Annotated in this window: 17 protein-coding genes; all 17 read right to left on the bottom strand. The window is 40.8% G+C overall.

From position 1 onward, the window contains the following. Window positions 1-2: 2 nt before the first annotated feature. The gene (locus CLIN57ABFB40_RS05705; protein WP_175629265.1) at window positions 3-1,220 is read right to left on the bottom strand and encodes a glycosyltransferase; all 1,218 of its coding nucleotides are present in this window, start codon (window positions 1,218-1,220) and stop codon (window positions 3-5) included. 3 nt (window positions 1,221-1,223) lie between these two features. After that, window positions 1,224-1,958, bottom strand: coding sequence for a glycosyltransferase family 32 protein (locus tag CLIN57ABFB40_RS05700; protein ID WP_217703298.1), 735 nt, complete (start codon window positions 1,956-1,958; stop codon window positions 1,224-1,226). Then, the gene (locus CLIN57ABFB40_RS05695; protein ID WP_024988599.1) at window positions 1,955-2,905 is read right to left on the bottom strand and encodes a glycosyltransferase family 2 protein; all 951 of its coding nucleotides are present in this window, start codon (window positions 2,903-2,905) and stop codon (window positions 1,955-1,957) included. Before CLIN57ABFB40_RS05695 ends, CLIN57ABFB40_RS05700 begins: the two co-directional genes overlap by 4 nt. After that, on the bottom strand, window positions 2,902-3,870 hold the full coding sequence (locus tag CLIN57ABFB40_RS05690) for an acyltransferase family protein (RefSeq protein ID WP_175629264.1): 969 nt from the start codon (window positions 3,868-3,870) through the stop codon (window positions 2,902-2,904). Before CLIN57ABFB40_RS05690 ends, CLIN57ABFB40_RS05695 begins: the two co-directional genes overlap by 4 nt. A gap of 87 nt (window positions 3,871-3,957) precedes the next feature. After that, the gene (locus CLIN57ABFB40_RS20200) at window positions 3,958-5,592 is read right to left on the bottom strand and encodes a phosphotransferase (RefSeq protein ID WP_254871705.1); all 1,635 of its coding nucleotides are present in this window, start codon (window positions 5,590-5,592) and stop codon (window positions 3,958-3,960) included. Window positions 5,593-5,904: 312 nt separating this feature from the next. After that, on the bottom strand, window positions 5,905-6,468 hold the full coding sequence (locus CLIN57ABFB40_RS05675; RefSeq protein WP_175629263.1) for an HAD family hydrolase: 564 nt from the start codon (window positions 6,466-6,468) through the stop codon (window positions 5,905-5,907). Then, a complete protein-coding gene (locus CLIN57ABFB40_RS05670) occupies window positions 6,465-7,199 on the bottom strand; it encodes a glycosyltransferase family 2 protein (RefSeq protein ID WP_175629262.1) in 735 nt (244 codons plus the stop codon). Before CLIN57ABFB40_RS05670 ends, CLIN57ABFB40_RS05675 begins: the two co-directional genes overlap by 4 nt. Before the next feature lie 162 nt (window positions 7,200-7,361). Then, entirely contained in the window at window positions 7,362-8,417 is a 1,056-nt protein-coding gene (locus CLIN57ABFB40_RS05665) for an acyltransferase family protein (protein ID WP_175629261.1), read from the bottom strand. After that, the gene (locus tag CLIN57ABFB40_RS05660) at window positions 8,414-9,553 is read right to left on the bottom strand and encodes a polysaccharide pyruvyl transferase family protein (protein ID WP_175629260.1); all 1,140 of its coding nucleotides are present in this window, start codon (window positions 9,551-9,553) and stop codon (window positions 8,414-8,416) included. The genes CLIN57ABFB40_RS05665 and CLIN57ABFB40_RS05660 overlap by 4 nt, the downstream gene beginning before the upstream one ends. A gap of 2 nt (window positions 9,554-9,555) precedes the next feature. After that, window positions 9,556-11,313, bottom strand: a complete 1,758-nt coding sequence (locus CLIN57ABFB40_RS05655) for a thiamine pyrophosphate-binding protein (protein WP_175629259.1) — start codon at window positions 11,311-11,313, stop codon at window positions 9,556-9,558. 10 nt (window positions 11,314-11,323) lie between these two features. Then, window positions 11,324-12,160, bottom strand: a complete 837-nt coding sequence (locus tag CLIN57ABFB40_RS05650) for an SDR family NAD(P)-dependent oxidoreductase (RefSeq protein ID WP_073345593.1) — start codon at window positions 12,158-12,160, stop codon at window positions 11,324-11,326. Window position 12,161: 1 nt separating this feature from the next. Beyond that, window positions 12,162-13,568, bottom strand: a complete 1,407-nt coding sequence (locus CLIN57ABFB40_RS05645) for a lipopolysaccharide biosynthesis protein (RefSeq protein ID WP_317167705.1) — start codon at window positions 13,566-13,568, stop codon at window positions 12,162-12,164. 192 nt (window positions 13,569-13,760) lie between these two features. Then, complete coding sequence (locus CLIN57ABFB40_RS05640; protein ID WP_175629257.1) at window positions 13,761-16,181, bottom strand: GumC family protein; 2,421 nt, start codon at window positions 16,179-16,181, stop codon at window positions 13,761-13,763. A gap of 9 nt (window positions 16,182-16,190) precedes the next feature. After that, window positions 16,191-17,033 (bottom strand): polysaccharide biosynthesis/export family protein, encoded by an 843-nt coding sequence (locus CLIN57ABFB40_RS05635; protein ID WP_175629256.1) that lies wholly within the window; start codon window positions 17,031-17,033, stop codon window positions 16,191-16,193. Window positions 17,034-17,046: 13 nt separating this feature from the next. Beyond that, window positions 17,047-18,978, bottom strand: coding sequence for a polysaccharide biosynthesis protein (locus CLIN57ABFB40_RS05630; RefSeq protein ID WP_175629255.1), 1,932 nt, complete (start codon window positions 18,976-18,978; stop codon window positions 17,047-17,049). Window positions 18,979-19,030: 52 nt separating this feature from the next. After that, the gene (locus tag CLIN57ABFB40_RS05625) at window positions 19,031-19,603 is read right to left on the bottom strand and encodes a UpxY family transcription antiterminator (RefSeq protein WP_175629254.1); all 573 of its coding nucleotides are present in this window, start codon (window positions 19,601-19,603) and stop codon (window positions 19,031-19,033) included. A 343-nt stretch (window positions 19,604-19,946) separates the two neighbouring features. Next, entirely contained in the window at window positions 19,947-20,900 is a 954-nt protein-coding gene (locus CLIN57ABFB40_RS05620; RefSeq protein ID WP_175629253.1) for a tyrosine-type DNA invertase cluster 3b, read from the bottom strand. Between the last annotated feature and the right edge of the window lie 104 nt (window positions 20,901-21,004).

The following is a 21,004-nucleotide window of genomic DNA, read 5'->3' as shown; positions in this document are numbered from 1 at the left end:
CGTTAATTCTCCTTTAGCCAATTATTCTTTTGGCTAACAAGAGTTGCCATCAATTCTTTAGCTACCTTTTCACCACAGAAATTCATACGCACAAATTCACATCCCCTCTTGGCAATCTTCTCTAGTTCGTCTTGATTTTCAGACTTCTGCCAGAACTCTATCGTCTTACGGAGACCTTCTTTAGTACCATCGTAAGCAATGTAATGTATTCCGGGAATAAGACCAAGATCACGATATATAGGCGAGTCGAGACCAATATAAGCGCTACCACATGCCATGCCCTCTACATAGCCGATACCAGGAACACCGAGGATCTCCTCACCAAGGAGATGCATCTTGTAATTGTTAAACTTCTCCACCATATTGAAACTGAAGTATTTCTTCTGCTGACCAACATGGGTGAGGTTATAGAACTTCTTGTACATACGCACAAAATAGTTCTCGCCATCTACATATTTCTTACCTACGTTGTCCTCCATATAGTCGCTACTGTAGCAATCTACTGTGTCCTTGAAGAAGTCCGGATAATCCTTCACGAACTTACGAGCAGGTTGGTCGCAAGGGTCACCATAGACAGACACAAACTCTTCATGCTCCTTATAGGTGATAGTACCTGTGGAAAAGCACTTGTTCTGACGCTCCTTAAAGGGCTTCATGTTCCTAAAGCGCTCAGCAAACACAAAAGGTATAATCACCCATGGACGCTCTACGTGATAATATTTGCGGAAGAGTTCAGAAGACTTACTCAGATCCACTTCGTTGAAATAACACTGGAAGTCGGCCTTCTCCATGCATGCATTCTCGGTCTTGCGACCATGGAAATGAAGCATGCTTAGAGCCTTGAATGCCTTGATATCACCAGCCACCTCATAGTTGCTCTTACCCATGATATTATAGAGGATGACGATGTCATCAAGTCGGATGTCACTTGCCTTTGTCAGAATGGTTACCTTCTTAGGATCGATGCCGTTCTTCTTCAGAATATTCTTATTCTCCCAGAACCTGAGACAATGGAACTTATTCAAGGCGCCACCATCATTAGGAACGAGTGAGAACCCATGCTCAGTGATGTAGTTGCACACCTCATACTTTCCACTATCAAGCAGATAATCAAGAATATATCTATGTTTCAGAGCTGCCGAAGTCCTGAAATAGATGACCTGCGAGTTACGCACAAGCATCCAGCTGGTATGCAGATTGATGAAAATGATTCTTTGCATATCTTATTTTCTTTTTCTCAGTTTACGTAATTTGTTATAGAAGTCCAAAAAGCCTTCTCCAAAGATAGGTATGAGGAGTTTCTTTCGAATGAAGCGCACAAAGTGGCTGGTCTTGGAGGTCCATGTCATCGTCTGCCAATGGATGGCATATGAATTTTCAGTTTGATGTTTGGTTCCTCGCTCCAAACTCACCACATGAAAATAGTCGTCGGGATAGAGAATAATCCCCTCCTTCAATTCCTGATACTTGTTCTTATGTACATAGCCATATTCTACAAGCACCTCTTGCAGGTGTTCGTTTACAACTGCCATATTGAGTGAACCATCTGGCTTAACAAAAGACATAGTTCTGTAGTAGTCAAGCACCTTCTTCCAATAGGGGTGTCTCGGTTCTGTACCATACATGGCGGTAATGGCTCCATCCTCATCGGTGCCCAATACTACGCGATGAACTTCCAACGGTGCAATAGGCTTGAGTATCTCGATGTCAGTATCAAGATACCAGCCGCCATATTTATAGATAGCTTCGATGCGGGCATAGTCTGATACAAAAGCCCATTTCTTCAGTTCAAAGGCTTCCTTTGCAAACTGGCACGAGTTGACATCAAAAGTCTCTTCGTTCCAAAGTTTGAACTCGTAATCCGGCAGATACTTTTTCCAGCTATCTATGCACTTCTGTATTTTGGATGGGAATGGGTTGTTTCCAAACCAAACATAATGAATAATCTTTGGTATCATTTGTGTATATATTTTAATAAACTAAACGATATGGATGCCGCAATAGCATACAACTTCATTTTGGCTGTTGGGATATCTGACTTGAGTATCAACATCAAGTTGCATCTCACATTTTGCTGACGCATATAGATATGCTCATCATATCCATATGATGTAGTCGATGCATAATACAAAGCCCACATGTCTTCGAGGGCTGCTCTCACTTTGACTACATCAAGATATTGCGGCCATAGTTTGGCTACATCTTCAGTTATCAGTTTCCAGACCTGATGATTCGATCCCTTCTTCTCTGGTGTCCAAGATGCATGAGAGATACTGCTATCATTCATTCTGTAATGATACAGTATCTTGTCAATCAGTACTACCTTATCCGCATTCTGTAATAATCCCCATACAAATAGCGCATCCTCTCCGTAGGAGATTCCACAATGGAATCGCACATTGTGGAATAAACTCGTCGCAACAAGTTTATTCCACAATGAACCGTTAAAACGCACATGACGAAGAAATTCGAAAACTACTTCAGATTGTTCCCAACCTACCTCGTTTTGGGTGTTTTTGTCGAACGAATTATCATTTTTGACCATACCACATGTCACGATGGACGAGTTTGTAGTAAGTGCTTTTTGTATTAAGAGCTCCACCATGTCCAGCTCAATCCAGTCATCGGAATCCACAAAAAGCACATAGTCACCCCTCACCTTGTCCAACAGATGGTTGCGTGTGATGGCCACACCACAGTTGTTCTGGTGGTATATCTCAATACGTTTGTCCTTGGCTGCAAATTCTTGCATCACGCTCCAAGTATTATCTTCACTACCATCGTCTATCAGCACGATCTGCAAATTGCTGTAGGTCTGATGGATAATGGAATCAAGACATTTAGGTAGAAACTTCTCTACATTGTAACTTGGTAAGAGGATAGACACCAAAGGAGTATTATTCATACTTTTATTATTCTAAGTTTCCCCAGCAGGTAGGTAAATTCTATACTGAGCAGAACCACCACCAGCGGGTTGAAATACATATATATATTTTCTATCGACTCGGGAAGTCGCATCGCTACGACTTCGCACACTTGCATAATGAGTATATGGAAGATGTAGATGTAGAGCGAATAGTTGCGCCCCAAGGTCGATATGATATTATCCTTTGTTTGTATGGTTAGCATTGCAAGGAGAGCAATGCCGTATGTGAGTAGCATCAGATTTATCTCCTTAAGCGCAAGCATACCTAAATCCTTTCCTGTTAAATAGTAACGGGCTAAAAACAATCCGGCTATTACTAACGCAAGCAATAGTTGCAATCCACTTTTTTTCAAGCACTTACCTCCAAAATGGGGGAGGGTAATTTTAACACAAGCTCCCAAAAGGAAGTACGGTAGACCATTGAAATAGGCATTGCGAAAATACTGAATATCCTCAGGGCATACATCAGCTATATTATACTTGACGAATACGCCTGTCAGCAGCAGAGGCAGTATCGACCAGAACGCCCATCGCCACACATTGTACATATCTATAAGGAAGACTATAACCAACACGTAGATGTAGGCAGGCAGATACCAAAGGTGTATGCTGAATGTCACATCGTTGAAAAGGATCAGATCGGTGATATTCTTCCATGTAGGCATCCAAGGCCGATGAATAGTCAGCAGCTGAACCATTTCGGTCTTGAGTAGATAGAGTGCTGCACTCCAAGCAAAGATCTTGGCTATACGACCTATGCGTTCCCACTTACGCTTTGCACCAAAGATGAAGTAGCCAGAGAGGGCAAAGAACAGAGGTACAGCCACCTCGGTGACAGGCAACACATTAACTTTATATGGATACTCGCAATGTATGAACACTACGAGTGTCGCGCACAGCAGCTTCAGTGAGTCTATTGTATGATTCCGTTGTACATTAATCATTGGATTCTTCTTATCACGAATTAGCGAATGTGAGAACTGTTGTTCGCTAATCTTCTAATTTGATGATTCGGGACTTATTAAACATACTTACTCGTATCTCATCAAATCACGTTGTGTTCCCCAGTCCTTATACTCTTCCACCATCATCGGGCGGAAAGGCTTCTTGTCGAGAAGCATAGCATAGATTATGTGGGAGAGGTAGAGACGACCATACTGACGAAGACAGTTATAGTAGTATAGGAAGGTCTCCACTCGCTTGATAGCGTAACCGCCAGCACTGATGTAGCGACCCACCACAGTCTTCTCGATGATGTTGGTAAGATAGTACATATCATCAACAGCTGCATAACTCTTGTCTTTAGGTGACAAAACCTCCAACTGCTCAATAGGGAAGATGGCTACAGCATTCCCATCGGTAAGGTCGGTGTGAAAGAAACAGTCGGCATCCTTGATGAAGATACTATCCTCTATCCGTTCCAGCATGATGGTGCGATAAATAGTCTCAGCTTGATCCTGCGTGGGTTCATCGAGCACCACTACCTTAGCGTTCTTGATGCCGAGACGTTTGAACTGAAGTTTCAGTGAGTCAGCCACAAAGAAGCGCTCATTATGCTTGCGAAGGACAGTAAAATAGATATTATCGAACTTCTCGAGCTCCAACCCCATGATGCTCTTTATACAAATGATCACGCCATCCTTGTCCAAACCAAAGACATATGGAAGCCCATTTTCATACTCTGGTTTGTCGGCGGCTACGGGAACAAGCAAGCTCTTGCGAGTATTGAGAGGATTTGAGAAAGTTTGAGAAGGAGTACCTTCTCCACAGTCTCCTACATTCTCCACATATCTCTTACCATCTAAACCATCAAGTAGCGACTCAAGAGTCTCCTTGAGAAAACAGAGGACCTTCTCCTCATGCGCATACGGCAGAATGCGGAGGATGTTCATGAGCTGCATAACAGGATAGTTAGTACGATACCACTCATACTTATTGCTGAAGTAGGAATCAATCTCGCGGTCTATCTTATCGAGCACAATATGCAGACGGACAGCATCATATCGCTTGGTGTACATCAGTTGTGACCAACGATAGCGGGTATCCTGACGAAGCTTGACAATGTCCTGCAAGGGGGTCTCGAGAAAGCTATCGAGGAAGTCTATGAGATAGTAGTTGTTACCATTGAACAGGATGTTGCTAAAGGTGAGGTCACCATGGCAAAGTCCTACGGGAATAAGCATGTCCTTGAGATTAGTAAAGACCTGTTCAGAGCGGCTAAGAATGGAAGCAATACGCTCGTCATCCTGATAGAGTGGATTGTGCTCGCACTTGCATTTGATTTCGGAAAACTTATCTTGAAATATCTTAGAAGATACAGTCTGCAGCTTGCTTTTGCTGATCTCATGTTCCACAAAGTACTCCAATGCACCAATCAGGTAATCCACTTGCTCAAAGCCTGCCTGCTCGAAGAACTCGATGAAGTTTTTAGAGTACACATATTGCATCTTGACCACAACGGTCTCATCAGTTTTCTCAATATCGTAAATTTTAGGCACACGGATATGCTGATGTTCTATCTCTGCTGCTGCACGTTGTTTCTCTGCCTGCAAAACAAGGCGCTTAATGTACTTTGGATCTGCCGTGGATTTATACACATAAATCTCATTGCCCTCATTGACCACATCAATCTGGCATCCACTATGTCCTTTAACTTCTATCTTCATACTCTTCTTTTAAAAGACGTTACTTTTAACTTAATCAATAACTTTTCTGATTTTATCAACATTGCTGCAATAACGTAAGAAATCAACGTTACAATAACGAAAACTATAGGTACTGAGTTAATCCATATTGGCATATCTTGGAAAACGCCTCTAGTAGCAACACTAAAAAATATGCAATGGATGAACTGGCGGTTCAGCATAAAACTCCTTAATCAAACAATGATGGAGTATCATGAAAACAATTGCTATCCCCTTCAAAACAGTTGTCTTGTCTTTTAAAATACTTATTATCATTTCTTAAAATATTTCAAATCACAAAAACTGTTTCTCCGAGACTACCATACATTGCGCTCCTGAACCCTTTGCTGCATCAATACCAACTTGACTGTCTTCAAATATCAAAGTTTCTTCAGGTTTGACACCAAGAGTTTCCATCGCTTTAAGATAAATCTCTGGTGATGGTTTACCTTCCTTTACATCCACTCCTGCAAAAATCAAATCAAAATGTTTATCAACTCCAAGGAATGTAGCTGCATTCATGAGATTCTCCTTCCGAGCTGTTGAGGCTATTGCCGTCTTTGCTCCCATTACTTTGAAAGTCTCGATCAATGAGATTAGCGCCTTATTAGGACGAAGACTGTCAAAATACTTAGGATAAGCTTCTTTCTTCGCCTTTTTGATTGCATTTACTTTTGCTACATCATTGATACCAATTTCTAACATAAAGTGCTCAAAGCGATATCCGAAACACTCACGATAGCGCTCTGGAGTAAGCGTTTCGCCTATACTAGCAAACGCTTCTTGATAAGCGCGAAGATTAGCCTCAAAAGTATCGACCAGTGTGCCATCAAAATCTGTAATTATTGCCTTAATCATAACAAATATCTTTGCAGTTCTTCGGGGGTTCCGTATGAGTAGTATTCTTCCATAGGTGCGAGCCGAACGCGTTCCCCTGCTGCCAGCATATAGTTATATAGCAGGCTCACGTAGTACTCGGTTTTTTTGAACTCAGCTTCATTAAGCAACTGATGTGCGATCTCCTTGAAACGCTTACCTGTAGAAAAGAGGTAAGCACCACAAAGGGCGTGATTGGAGATGACCTCTTTCTCGGCTGTACGTATTACGCAACCGTCCTCACCGACCTCTGCATAACTGTACTTAGGCTGCTCGGACTCGAAACTGACAAGAGCACCACCGTTAGCTTCCTCCATCGACAGAGAAAGGATCTGTTTAATGATCTCGATGAACTTCACACTCCTGAACTCCAAATCACAATCCATCACGATGACGGCATCATCATCTGCAATAGCACTCTCTGCAATCAGACAGCTCTCAACAGCTCCACGGGTAGTCTTCATTACTGAGAAGATATTAGCCTCAGGCAGGAATAATTTGATACCTGCATCGATACCATACTTATTGATGTGTTCTTGACGCACGATGAAGCTATACTTCATCTCAATACCCTCAGCAACCACACTACTGATAGCACGTTTAAACAGAGGCTGACCGTTAAGCTCGATGAGGGGTTTCGGAGTGGTCCAGCCCGCATTGGCAAAACGAGAGCCCTCGCCAGCCATAGGCATAACAATGTGTAGACGTCTCATATTGTTTATTATTTACCAAATTTGTCTTTGAATATCTTTATCATTTCACCTGAATGAGTTAAATAACTGCACAATTCTGATTAGAAGTAGTAATATCTAACAATCAATCTATAATTACCTAAAACTTCTCATGTACAGGAAACGAGAATACAATATTAAATTTCATTTAATCACATTCAATATAGGTGAAATAATTTTCTTAATTATCCACGAACCGATATAGGTTAGTACAAAGGTCATGAAGAGAGTGTATAAGTAACTATGTATAGGACTGAAGACTAATCGTTTAGTATAGAGATTAACCGACTCAGTAAAGAAGATGGCATGGAAAAACCACATATACATCGAGATGTCGCCAACTTGCATCAATCCCTTGCTCAACCACTTCACATTGATACTATTAAAAATGCCAACAATAGCAAAGATGAGCAGTGGAGTATAGAATGCCTGTATGCAGAAGCCTGCAGTATAGATCCTGAAAGCATTTATTACCAATACTGCTGCAATAGTAAGCAATGCCAATGGTATATGCTCCCTACCCTCAAACCATGTAGGGATCTTGCCTTGCACATTCCACATCGCACACATATAGCCCACTATAATCAGAGGTATGAGCGTACAAGTTATGAACATCATGTGAACGATAGGCATAGTATCCCAATCACGAATGGAGTGAATGCCTACAGCAAGTATGTAGAAACCTATAATAGCAATCAACCATCCAAAACACTGGAACTTCTGAAAAAACTTATGTAGTGCAGGCATAAGCAGCATGCTAAAGCAATAGAAGCCAACGAACCAGCTATACCAATTGAGTGTCTCCACGAAACCAAACATATTGTAGAACAACTCTACAATACCATTTTTACTCCCTATTGCATTACAGTCCAATACATCATAAAATTCACCAGATGCGTATGCAGCAGGAATAAACATACAAAATAGCATCGTCCAAAAGGGTACTATCAACAGGAGTATGCGCTTGAGACTATATTTCAATGTCTTGTTCTTTGAACAAAAGAAACCATAGCCAACAAGAAAAGCAAAAATATACACACACATTTTTGTCGATGCTACTTGATGTTCAAAATAAGAATACAATGACGTCCCTCTCTCCGACCAATACGAAGGATTACTCGTATGGTGAATAAGCATCAATAACAGAGCAATACCTTTAAGTATTTGTGTCTTATCACGACCGAAAGTTATCGTATTCATAATAATGCTTTTGTGATAAACTCTTTTGATTTCACCTGTAACATTCTTCTCTTCTCATTGACACTGTCCCATTTAATGGCTGTATTAAAGTCAATCTCCTGCAATGATTTGGCAGTAATCAATCTATCTTCCAATCCATACATAGACAAAAGACTCTGAAAACGTGCCATTCCACGACTTTCGTTACCTACTACCCAAAAAGGTTTATTGAAAATGATACTAAAAACAGTCCCATGAAATGAATCAGTAACAACCATATCAGCCTCCATGAAAGCTGATACCCAATCCTCAACAGGAGGATAAATACATTTATCTATCTTGCCATAGAGATTATAAACCTCATCCGATAACTCAGGCATTGATTCAAATGGTTTCTTCCCTACCCTTTCCGCTATTTTCTTAATTATATTATTTTTTTCGTCTGTTCTGTCTAATATATAACAAAAGAGACTACCTCTGTCTTTTGAGCATGAACCTATAATTACCTTATAGTCCACTGATTCAAGCAACATTGTAGGATCGAGAACTTGTACAGCATCCACATTAAAATACTTTTTACAAAGCCCTATGGCTGACTGCTCACGTACGGAAACAGCATCAAAACGTTTAAGAAGTTTGCTACATTGAGCAGTCAGTTCTGGAGAAAACAACCAATCATCACCACCAAAAGAAGCAGCATAACTGATACGCTTAATACGGCTATCCAGAGGGAGAAAATCTAGGAAATAATTAGGCTGACAAGGAGAGTAATGAGGACGCCATACTTGGTCACTACCTACAATGATAGCATCCAACTGCAGCCGTTCTACCTCGTTTCTCAATTCTTCCGTAGAATAACAATAATTAGAGTAAGGAATTATATGCTTATTTATAAACTTATATGTATTCTGAGCTATATAATCACGCTTCTCCTGAGCCACATAATAATGCCAAGACTCACGTTTACCCATCAGCATCTTCACTATATGCTTAACGTAATAGATGCAAGCCCCTTTAAAACTATACTGCCTGTTCCATTCACGCCGTACAACAATAGCTTCATGCCCCATACGTTGCAAAGTATGCTGAAGCGCATAACATTGGAGAAGACCACCATAGTTACAATAGAGTGGCTGAGTAAGGATCCCTATTCTCATATTCAATATTTACCTAACAATTTTCTGACTGTCTCTATTCCATTTTTTCCAAGAACCATACGTACAGTTCCTATAATCTTATTCTTGATGATTATCTTATAATCATTGAGATAAGTGCGCATAATCTGGATAGCATTACTCTCACCCTCGGTAGTAGTAAATACTTCAAAAATGACTGGCTTGTCACCAATAATTGGATTCAAGAACTTATCGACATTTAGAAGGAACTCCTCTTTGGTACTTGCCTGATAATACTCATAACCCAAATCTTCTGCATAATGCTTAACAAGAACTGACGATTTCTGTCCATAATGCCCAGCGGCCGCTACATATTTATCGGCATCTTCTCCCAAAATGGAACAATAATGACCATAATTTCTAAACTCGTTACCCTTACCATTATTGACAAGTAAAATACGAACATTATTACCTACATGACGATTGCCACAAACATTCATATCATAGAAAAAAGCAAGATCACCAAAAATACCGATATGTAACTTGTCAGGATGGGCTAAAGAAGCCCCCACAAGGGTTGACACACCACCGTCAATACCGAATCCCCCAACATTACATGAAGATATAACCGACTTTGGAAGAGAGAAAAAGTTGTAACTACGAAGAGAATTGTAAATCCCCATATGAAAATAACTATTCTCCGGTAATCCGTCATGAATCTGTTGAGCCATCCATACATTACTAAAAGGGAGTTCAGGAAGTTTAGCTAATGCTCCCTTAAGTTCCTGCTGACATGCATCATAAAAATTTGTACAAGGTGTGTAATTCTCTGGAGTATATACCTCGAAGAAATAACTCTCTGGCATCTCAAAAATATGAGTAAGACAACCGAAAGTATTGCGAAGAATTCCATCCTCACTAACTCGCCATACCCCACCGATACTCATGCGTGCCAAATCTCCTGAAACTTCACCAAGATGAATTAGGATATCCGCACTCAAAAAAGGCGAACGATAATTATCCTGTGTGAAAAAGAGAGAGAAATGAGTCTCGAACCTACCACGATAGCCACTAGTATGATCACAAAAAACAACTGCATCGTGCGCTTCACAAAAGTGGTCAATGGCATTTGTCTCTTCTACAGTAAAAGGTTTATGAGCACCAATAAAAATAGCCACACGCTTACCTTCCTGAAGCTCGGGAAGTTTATCAAAAGCAGTATGTAGTTCAATTTTACGTACAATTGGTAATTCTTTAACTGAAAAATCCAGTGAATACCCCGTATGCATATTTATATGAGCAGGTCCACCACCGTGCTGACGAAGGGCAAGAATAGCTTTGATAGCCTCATTCATACAATAACATCCATCAGCTATTTCTTTAACAAGAGGAACTGTTACACTAGTCATCGCAATATCATTAGGTATGTTGCGGCGGTCAATCTGCTGATCTACCAGATGTCCAATGGAAGCATCCCCACGGTGCGAAGTGATAGCTAATATGGGCAACTTGCGATAATAAGCCTCTGTAAGTCCCGGCATATAGTTTCGGGATGCGGTTGCCCCTGTACAACTAATTACTACAGGTTCACCACTTTCTGCTGCAAGTCCACAAGCGATATAAGCAGCACTACGTTCATCAACTGATGAATAAATTTCAAAGAAGGGATCATTCTGAATACTACCGATAAATGTCATGTTGGTAGTACCTGGAGACGCAATCACTTTTCGAATGTTGTAAGCTTTAAGTAATGCTATGACTATCTGCACATTCCGTTCGTTGGTATAGTATTTCTTTTTCATTATTATATCATTATTTCCATCGAGCATTAAGCGTTTTTCCTTCATTACAAACAAGTATCTGCCCATTGAGACAATTAGAAGCATCACTGAGAAGAAAACAAGCAACTTCTGCCACTTCTTCAGGCAAGTAGTAACGGTCTGTAATGTTATAATTACAGGTGAGATTTCCATCAGTTCCAGCTCCCACCATATCAGATACTGTAACTCCAGGAGCAACAGCATTAATACGATAACCTTCATTCACATAACGATAAGCAAGTCCTTGGACAAGACTATTAAGCGCAGCTTTTGTTAATCCGTACGGACGTTCATCAACTGTAATACTAGTCTCTGAAGAAGTGAAAAGTATATTTTTGGTACCTTCTGTTTTATTTTCCCTTGATTTATTGATAAAGCATTGAGTCAAGAAAAAAGCTCCTTTAAGATTTGTGTCAAACTGAGAGTCAAACTGTTTTAAAGAAACATCAAGGAAACCATTTTCATGAAGAGAAATTCCTGCATTATTTACGATACAATTGACACCACCAAGCTGTTTGTCCGCTTCATCTATGAAAGATTTGAATGAATCGACATTTTGCACATCAAGATAAAGATATTTGCAACCAATTTCTTCGGCACTTGCCTTTAATATACCTTCGTTTCTTCCTGCAATCAGCACCACTGCCCCCTCGGCCTTGAACTTCTTTGCCATAGCAAAACCAAGTCCCCTGCCACCACCAGTAATAATAATCTTCTTACCTTGCAACTGGTGATTAGGGTGAAGATAGCTGATGTTGGCTATAGTCTTTTTGGGGTTACCATGGAGAAGAAAAGAAACCATGTACTTCAATTTATTTACTACTGACATATTATCCTTTTTTTATTTTTGCCCAGACTTTCCCAAATGTCATTTCACGCTCATGTTTGGTTAAACCTATATAACAAGCAGCTAATCCTACAGAAATAAAACTAACCAAACAAGAGACAATCATACGAAAGAATGACGATTGCATATGCATTACCACAAGCACAGGGAGAATAACTCCGATAACTGTAGTAAAAGTAATAGGATACAAGACATTCTTTACAAATATTATTATTGGAAAATGAAGCAACCCTTTCATGATGTAAAGACGAGTAATATCCACACCCACATAAACCAAGATATAAATAATATAAGCACTCTCCGCTGATAAATCACAAGCATAAGCAATCCAAGTAAAAGGAAAAACAAGTAAACCCACAAATGTAACCCATATCACATATCGTTTGATATTCCCTGTTGCCATACAAGCAGTATAGCAACTATTCCCAAGTATATTAACCATTACGCTTATCAGTGTAAGACGAACGAAAATGACAGTCAGTTCTGGCACAATCTTAAGCCATAAAGTAAGAATGTATTCAGTCTCAATCATAAGAGGAAGTGCAAATATTAGAAGGAGCAAATATGAAAACTTAGCTCCACGGCAAATGAGGGTAAACATCTGTTCTTTCTCACCAGCTGCATAACACTTGGTAATCTGTGGATTAATAGCAGTGGTGAAGTTGTTAACAAACTGCATTACTGCACTTTCAACTTGCGAAGCTATTCCTCGAGTGGCATTTAGTGTAACACCAAAAAAAATATTTATAAGAAGGCTGACACCTTGAGTGTTAAAAACATATGCTACATTCGTAAAGAAATTCCAACCAGCAAAACTTGTCATTTCTCGTAAAATTGCCTTATCATACTTCCATTTGTAATGACTCTCTTCAAAATAGATATTACAATAAATGCTATAAGTAAAACGAATAATGACAGATACCGCAACTATCAGAACTGAATAGAAGATAAGCTTATCCCATGGCGAAATAATAAGCATGTAGCAAATAACTAGTTTCAAAGCTGCTTCAAGAATGCTGATATAAGCAAACGCAGACATCCGCTCATGAGCAATAATACAAGCATTATAAGGAACACTAACCAAATTAATACAAAAGGTGATAAGCGAGCATTGAAAGACCCAATTAGCTGCACTAATTCGTTCAAGAGGAATGGACATCTTACAATTAAGAAAATATACACCTATAATTTCGCCAAGGAGCAAAACGATAAGGGATATTCCCACCTGAATATTGATGCTCGTAGAAAAGATAGTGCTCAACCTATATGTATCACCTCTGCCTAATTCAAAAGTAATAAAACGACTAATAGCAGAAGAGAGAGCAGCAGATATTACTGAAAACATTGCAACTACACCACCTACAACATTATATATACCATAGTCTTCCACTCCGAGTTGATTCAAGATGACACGACTTGTGTATAACGTAATCATCATGATAAAAAGTGTACGAAAATAAAGTAAAACAGTATTCTTTGCTATCCGCCTATTGTTTGATTGCGAATTACTTATTTGTAGTTCTGACATATATTGCAAAAAGACTAATTATCTTCTCTAGCAGATTATTAAAAAATGAGATATTTACTTTTTACTTGACTTATGTTCTCCATAGCCGTAGCCGTAGCCATAGCGTTTACCATAGCCATAATACTTGCCATATTTACCATAACCATAATAATAACCATACTTCTTTTTCTGAAGATCCAACCCATTGATAGCAATACAGAGATTAGGTAATTTATTATTTTCAGAGAGTTCATTAATCAAAGTAAACTCTGCCTTACGAGTATAATCAGCACGGCATACATAGACGGATAAGTCCGCCACACGTCCTATAAGCAAAGTATCTGTCACCATACCTATAGGAGCAGTATCCAATATCACATAGTCAAAATTCTGCTTCAAGGTTTCAATAGCTTTCTCCAAGCCATCACGAGCCAACAACTCAGTCGGATTGGGAGGTACTGTACCACCGGGAAGAATATATAAGTTCTTGTTTATATCAGAAGACTGTACCAAATCCATCAGATTTATAGCAGGATTAGTCAGAAATTGAGTAATACCATGATCTTTCTTAGGTATGTTGAAGACCTTGTTCAAGCCCGGTTTACGGATATCAAGACCAACTATCACAACTTTCTTCCCTAATAAGGAAAGACTGATAGCCAAATTGGCGGATATAAAAGACTTACCTTCACCACTAATGGTAGAAGTCACCAAAATCACATTCTTACCATTTTCAAGCATGAACTGAAGATTGGTACGGACATTGCGGAAAGTCTCGCTCATAAGATTGTTCTGGTTCTCAAATACTGCAATAGAACCAGTCTTTTCATCTGCCAATGGAATATCACCAATAACAGGAAGCGAAGTCAATTTTTCAATATCTGCACGACCTTCTATCTTGAACTTGGTCAGACCTATCAGATAAATGATACCTACCGGAATACCTATTCCGAATACCAAAGCCGCCAAATAAATCATCATACGCTTCGGAGAAATCGGAGCACCGTCCGCCTGTGCCTCGTCTATAATCTTGGCGTTATTGGCTATAGCGGCCAAGACAATGGCATTCTCTTCACGTTTCTGGAGCAACATCAGATATAGACCAGACTTGATTTCCTGCTGCCGGGCAATGCTCACAAACTGACGCTCCTGAGTGGGTGCGTCACTGATACGACGGGAATAACGGCCTGCTTCACGGGCCAAATCAGCCTTAGTGATCTCCAGGCCTTTCAGCGTTGCATCCAAAGTGGTCTGTATGTTGCCGCGCATCGCACGGATGCTGGCATTTAGATTTACAATTGCCGGGTTGCTTTCCGTGGATGTACGCAACAAACGGTTACGTTCGGACACCATTTCATTATACCGGTCAATTGCACCCGCTACACTAGCATCCTGTAAACCGACATTCGAAGGCAACACTTCATATTCGGTACCCTGCAAATATCTTTGCAAATCCATGACAAGATTTATCTGTGTCTGATTCTCCACACGTTTCTTCTCATATTCGGCATTACCAGCCAAAGCTATCTGGGCCTCACTACTCAAATCCGTAATACCCGCACTACGCTTGAAATTCTCCAAATCCTGTTCCGTACTGCCCAATTCTTTTGAAATGATACCTATACGTTCGTCAATAAACTCGGCCGTTTTCTGAGCAACCTCATTCTTGTCATTGTTGGCATTGATATTATACATCTCAAGCAGCTTGTCTATATAGTCCTTACCGCGTTGAGTATTCGAGTTTTTGAGTGAAACAGTCACTACGGAAGTCGCCTTTGAGGTAGGAGCTATTGACAGGAAATCTGCATATTCTTTCGCTACAGAAAAAGGCCTGCTAATATAAGCAGTAATATGACGTTCTTTTGTTACACTTTCCGAACGGATAGGTGACAAGGTATCGTTATTCGCAAAAAAAGCAACCGTACCTTCATCGGTCGGAAATACGGCAGGCAATTTCTCAAAACGTTTCTGGTACTCCTTTTTTCCAACCCTAATCTGTACATCCGTCGCACCGGAAGGTTGCAGAACCATACCCACCTCCATTGTCTGCGGAAGCTTGTCCGCTTCCTGTGGAGTCAGGCTTACCAGAACTGGGGAAGTGCGATACAATTCCCTTTTAGGAAACCTGTCCTCGTCCATATAAGTCACAAACAATCCCAAAGAACTGACCACCTCCCTTGCCAATGTCCTGGAAGTCAAAACCTCAATTTCATTCTCTATATTACTTGATGAAGAGACAAAACCATTTAGCCCCATTTTTTCCAGTTCGGAAGACATATTCGCACCACCACCTTTCTTCTCATCCTTGATCAGAACAGTAGCGGAAATATTATATATAGGTGTTGTCAGACGCAAATATCCCCATGCAACAGCAATACAGACTATTACCGAAACCACGAACCACGGCCAGTGAATCAGATAACAGAAAAGGATTTCCTGAATGTTGATCTGTTCCTCGGATTGTGCCCCTGTTCTTTCTTTTCTTTCCTCAACCATATTACAATGCTACTTTTTGATTTTGAAGATTGTTACTAATATATTCGCTAATGACACCAAAATAGCAGTAGCAGAGAACCAAAGACTTGTGCTATTACTGATATCTGAATTACGTGCCTTCGCTTTGTTAGGAGTTACATATATAATATCGTTCTGCTGCAACCAATAGTAAGGGGAAAGGATAGTTTCAGCCTTATTCAAATCCAACGTTATAATCTGCTGCTTACCGTCGGCACCTTCACGAATCAATTTTACATTGTCACGCATGCCATAAATGGTCATATCACCCGCCATGGCCAAGGCCTCCAACAGATTCACTTTCTCATTGCTGATAGTGAATGTACCAGGACTAGCGACCTCTCCTAACACAGAGATTTTATAGTTGACCATACGGGCAGTAACAATCGGAGTTTCTTTGATATAAGGTTTAAGTTTCTCCACTATCATTTGCTCCACCTCTTTCTTGGTCAGTCCCCCTACTTTCAATATCCCCAATACAGGAAAATTGATATTACCCTCATTATCCACCAGATAAGTCTGTGGGGAAGATTGGGAAGCACCCTGTGAGTTTCCGGCAATCATACCGGCGGAACCGCTCGCTCCCAGGTTGAAAGGAGCTGCCAATTCAGGGTTGGTACATGACACCATGATAGTAAGCTGATCCTTAGGCATTATCCTGGCATCATACAGAGTTTCCTGTTGAACAGCCTGTCCCACAACTTCTGAGTCCTGCAGATAGGGGACTTTCTTGTATGACTGGCAGGAAGCAAGCAGAAGGAGTACAAACAGGCAGGAAAGTATCCCTCCGGCTTTTTTCCGCATACTCACAGCAATGCAAAATGAATTGTTCATAATATATTCTAGTTTATTGTTCTTTATCCAATACCTCAAATCGCGGAGAATTCTTTGATTTGAATTCAGGAACCACTATCTTCATCAGTCTGACCGTATCCATAATCTTAACCGCACGGGAAAGTCTCTCAAACTCTGTGTACGTATCAAGGATATCGGCATACTCATACCGACGGACTTTAGCTATCATAATCTTTTTATTCTCGGTCGGAATTGTATTTTCCTTATCACTCAATACTTCTTCATAAAGTTTCTCACCAGGGCGCAAGCCGGTGAATTCTATCTTGATATCCTCTCCCGGACGATAACCAGCCAGTTCAATCATACGGGTAGCCAAGTCCACAATCTTAACGGCCTTACCCATCTCAAAGACAAATATCTCATTACCCTCTCCCATCGTAGCGGCTTCCATTACCAAACGGCAAGCCTCAGGAATAGTCATAAAGAAGCGGATGATATCAGGGTGAGTGACTGTAACAGGTCCTCCATTCTCTATCTGTTCCCTAAAGCGGGGAATCACAGAACCGTTACTACCCAAGACATTACCGAAACGGGTAGTGATGAATTTCGTATGTCCCTTAACCTTACCCTCACGGATGGCACATCCCAGACTCTGTACATAGATTTCCGCCAGACGTTTAGAACACCCCATCACATTGGTAGGATTAACGGCTTTATCAGTAGAGACCATGATCATTTTTTCAGCACCATATTCTACTGCCATATCAGCTACCTGACGGGAACCTGTGACATTCACCAGAACAGCTTCGCAAGGATTTTCCTCCATCAAAGGTACATGTTTGTAAGCGGCAGCATGAAAGACAATTTGTGGATGATAGAGCTCGAATACCATACGTACGCGTTCTTTCACACGCACATCACCAATCACAGGAATAAAATCTATGGCAGGATAATTCTTCTCGAATTCAAGACGGACATTATGCAAAGGAGTCTCGGCAGAGTCAAACATGATGAGTTTCTGAATGCCCATCTGTACAAGCTGACGGCAAAGTTCACTGCCGATACTACCGGCAGCACCGGTTACTAACACAACCTTGCCCTGGAATTCTTCGGCGACCTGACGAAGATTGATGTTTATTTCAGCACGACCCAACAAGTCTTCAATCTTAATGGGGCGTATCCACTGGTGGAAATTACCGTCGGAATCCGCCTCACTGATAGTGGGAGCAATCAGAGTTTTAAGCTTATTGCTTTTACAATACTCCAAAAGGCGGTTCTCCTCCAGACGGGTATCCTCATAACGGGCAAACAGAATACCCTTAATACCACGCTTGCGTATTATATAGTCAACATCCGCTTCGTTCTCAAAATAATAAATAGGAAGATCCGCCAAGTGGCGACGGCTGTTGTTTTTGCCATAAACATAAAAGCCTGCGACCTTATAATGCGCACTGTCACGGAGACGTAACTTCAAGGCCACACTCTCTTCGTCAACACCATAAATAAGGATACGTGTATTCTTTTTATTTACCCAATCCAACAAAAGATCGTAAGTGATGATAAGCGAAACACGAAAGACCGTCAGCGCAACCAGTGTCAACAGACCGTCAAACAGAAGGTAGGAGACTTTATAATTATCAAGCAGTTGTGTGTCGGATATGATCCAAAAAGAAATCACGAACAAACATCCTATCTTGAATAATACAGCGCACATGATACGCCAAAGCTCGCGTGCCTGAGAAAAGCGGATAGTATTGCGATAGGTATGAAACAACAAGGCTCCGGCAACACTTGCCGCCAAAGAAACGCCAACCAACAGACAAAGCACCCGGTCACTCATCGGAACATGCGCCATATAATGAATAACGGCATAAGCGACCAATGAACATAAAACAGATACCACCGTATCAATACCCAAAATGATCCAATAACTCAAATAATTCTTACGAGCGTATTGAGCTATACCCCTTAATGTTTTTTCCATTGTAGTATAAACGAATAAAATTGTGTATCAGAGATGCAATCAGAAATTAAAATCAAGACCTCACCGGTTCTACATACCCCATTGGCATGTCAGCACAAGCACATCCAAGCATATTTAACCGGACGGCAATCTTACTCTTGCCGTCAACATTGACAAGTTCACCCACAAGCCCCGTCAAAGGACCTTTGATGACGCGAACCTTTTCACCACGTGCCAAAGGAGCACTGTTCATGGAAATGACATCTTCGGAATAATCAAGCATAAAACGGAAACGAGCCATCTGCTCATCAGGAATGACAGTCGGACTGCTCTCACCACGCATTACCATATACCGACTAACTGTAGAAAAGGAAAGGACTTCTTTGCGTTCTTTTACATCAGCGTGTACAAACACCATCATTGGAAGCAAGACTGATTCGACTACTTTACGACGGTCACTCCACTGGTGAACCTCTTGTTGAACCGGAACAAAATTCTCAATCCCCATCTTAGATAAATGTTCCGAGACTTTCTTTTCGTGATGCATGCGAACCAAAGCTACATACCAACGTTTAGAGTGTGCTACGCCTTCCCCTGTCCCATTACTAGGCCCAGCAATTACTGATTTTCTCTTTGTTAAAATCATGTTTTTTTACCCCATATTTGTCCGTTACTTCTTAGGTAACGGATAAGTCACATACAACAATGAAAAAGGAAATTACACACATAGACAGGGGAGAAAAGATGAAATTGCCTTATAATCAACGAGAAGCCTCTTCGGATTAGGCAATAAAAATGATTGAACATGAAAAATCCACGATTTCATGTTCAGATAGTTTTTTGCCCTATGTTTCAGATAAAACTAAAAAAAGTGAAGAAATATTTGTATGCTATCTATGTTTTTGTCTATCTTTGCCTCAAATTTAAATCCGTTACCTAAGAAGTAACGGGTGATTATTATCACTGATTACCAATATATTACACTATAATTATCTGCTAGCGCAGTAGTTCCTAACGTAAGATAAATTCCCTTTATTTACCTCTGTACGTTCTCTAAGCCCGAAGCCTTTCAAGTAGATTTGTGTGGTTTTTATAGATTTGTGCCCCAATGATTCGCTAATCATCTCAATTGAGACTCCCCGGTATTTGGCGGTAGTAGCCCAGGAATGACGAAGCGTATAGGAAGAAACCGAAGATTTCAGATGCAACGCCCTTGCCAAATCCTTTAAATTACTATTAAACCGGCGGAGAGCGGACTGATATTCACGGTAAGCACGTTCGTCTTTCCGTCTCTTGTCACCACGGAGAATATCAAACAGATAATCCGGACAACCGGGCAAAGAATCCTGCTTGTTCCGTAGTTGCTCAATCATCTCCCTTGCGCTGTCCAACACCTCCACACTCATGGGAGTTTTGGTCTTGACACGGTTATAACGCAGAACATTGCTTTCCAAAGACGATTTCTCCAGATGAGCCAAGTCGGCGAACGACATTCCGCAAAACTGAAACATCAGGGTGGCAATGGCTTGCGTACGACGTAAACGCTCCGACTTCGGGTCTTCATACAGAAGCTTGTGCAATTCGTCAATTGGCAAAGCTTTTTTCTGACGGACATCGACCCCCGTATAGACATCACCGAACAATCGCGGCACGTAAGGGGTATTCCCTGCTTCCACTCCCCGATTGTAAATACTACGGAGCATACGCATATACGTAGAAATCGTATTGGGCTTCAAGCCACACTCATAAAGATACTGCCCGTAGCATCGTAAACGTCCACGGGTGACTTGTCTGAACGACACATTGGATATGCCGCAGAATTTGCTGAAAGAAAAGAGGGCGTTTTTATAAACATGCGCCGTGGAATGGCGACCCTCCTCTCGCAAACGACCGATGTAGAGCTCTCCACACCGGCTAAATCCATTTTTACTTGTCATTTGCATCACTAGTTATTTTATATATATACCATTTGGCAAGCGGCAAAAAAACAAATCTTTTCGCAGCTTTATCGCACACTTGCCAAAGTATATTTTAATATTTAATATTT

It is taken from the genome of Bacteroides acidifaciens (genome assembly GCF_903181435.1).
Classification (GTDB): Bacteria; Bacteroidota; Bacteroidia; order Bacteroidales; family Bacteroidaceae; genus Bacteroides.
This window is presented reverse-complemented; position numbering and strand designations above follow the sequence as displayed.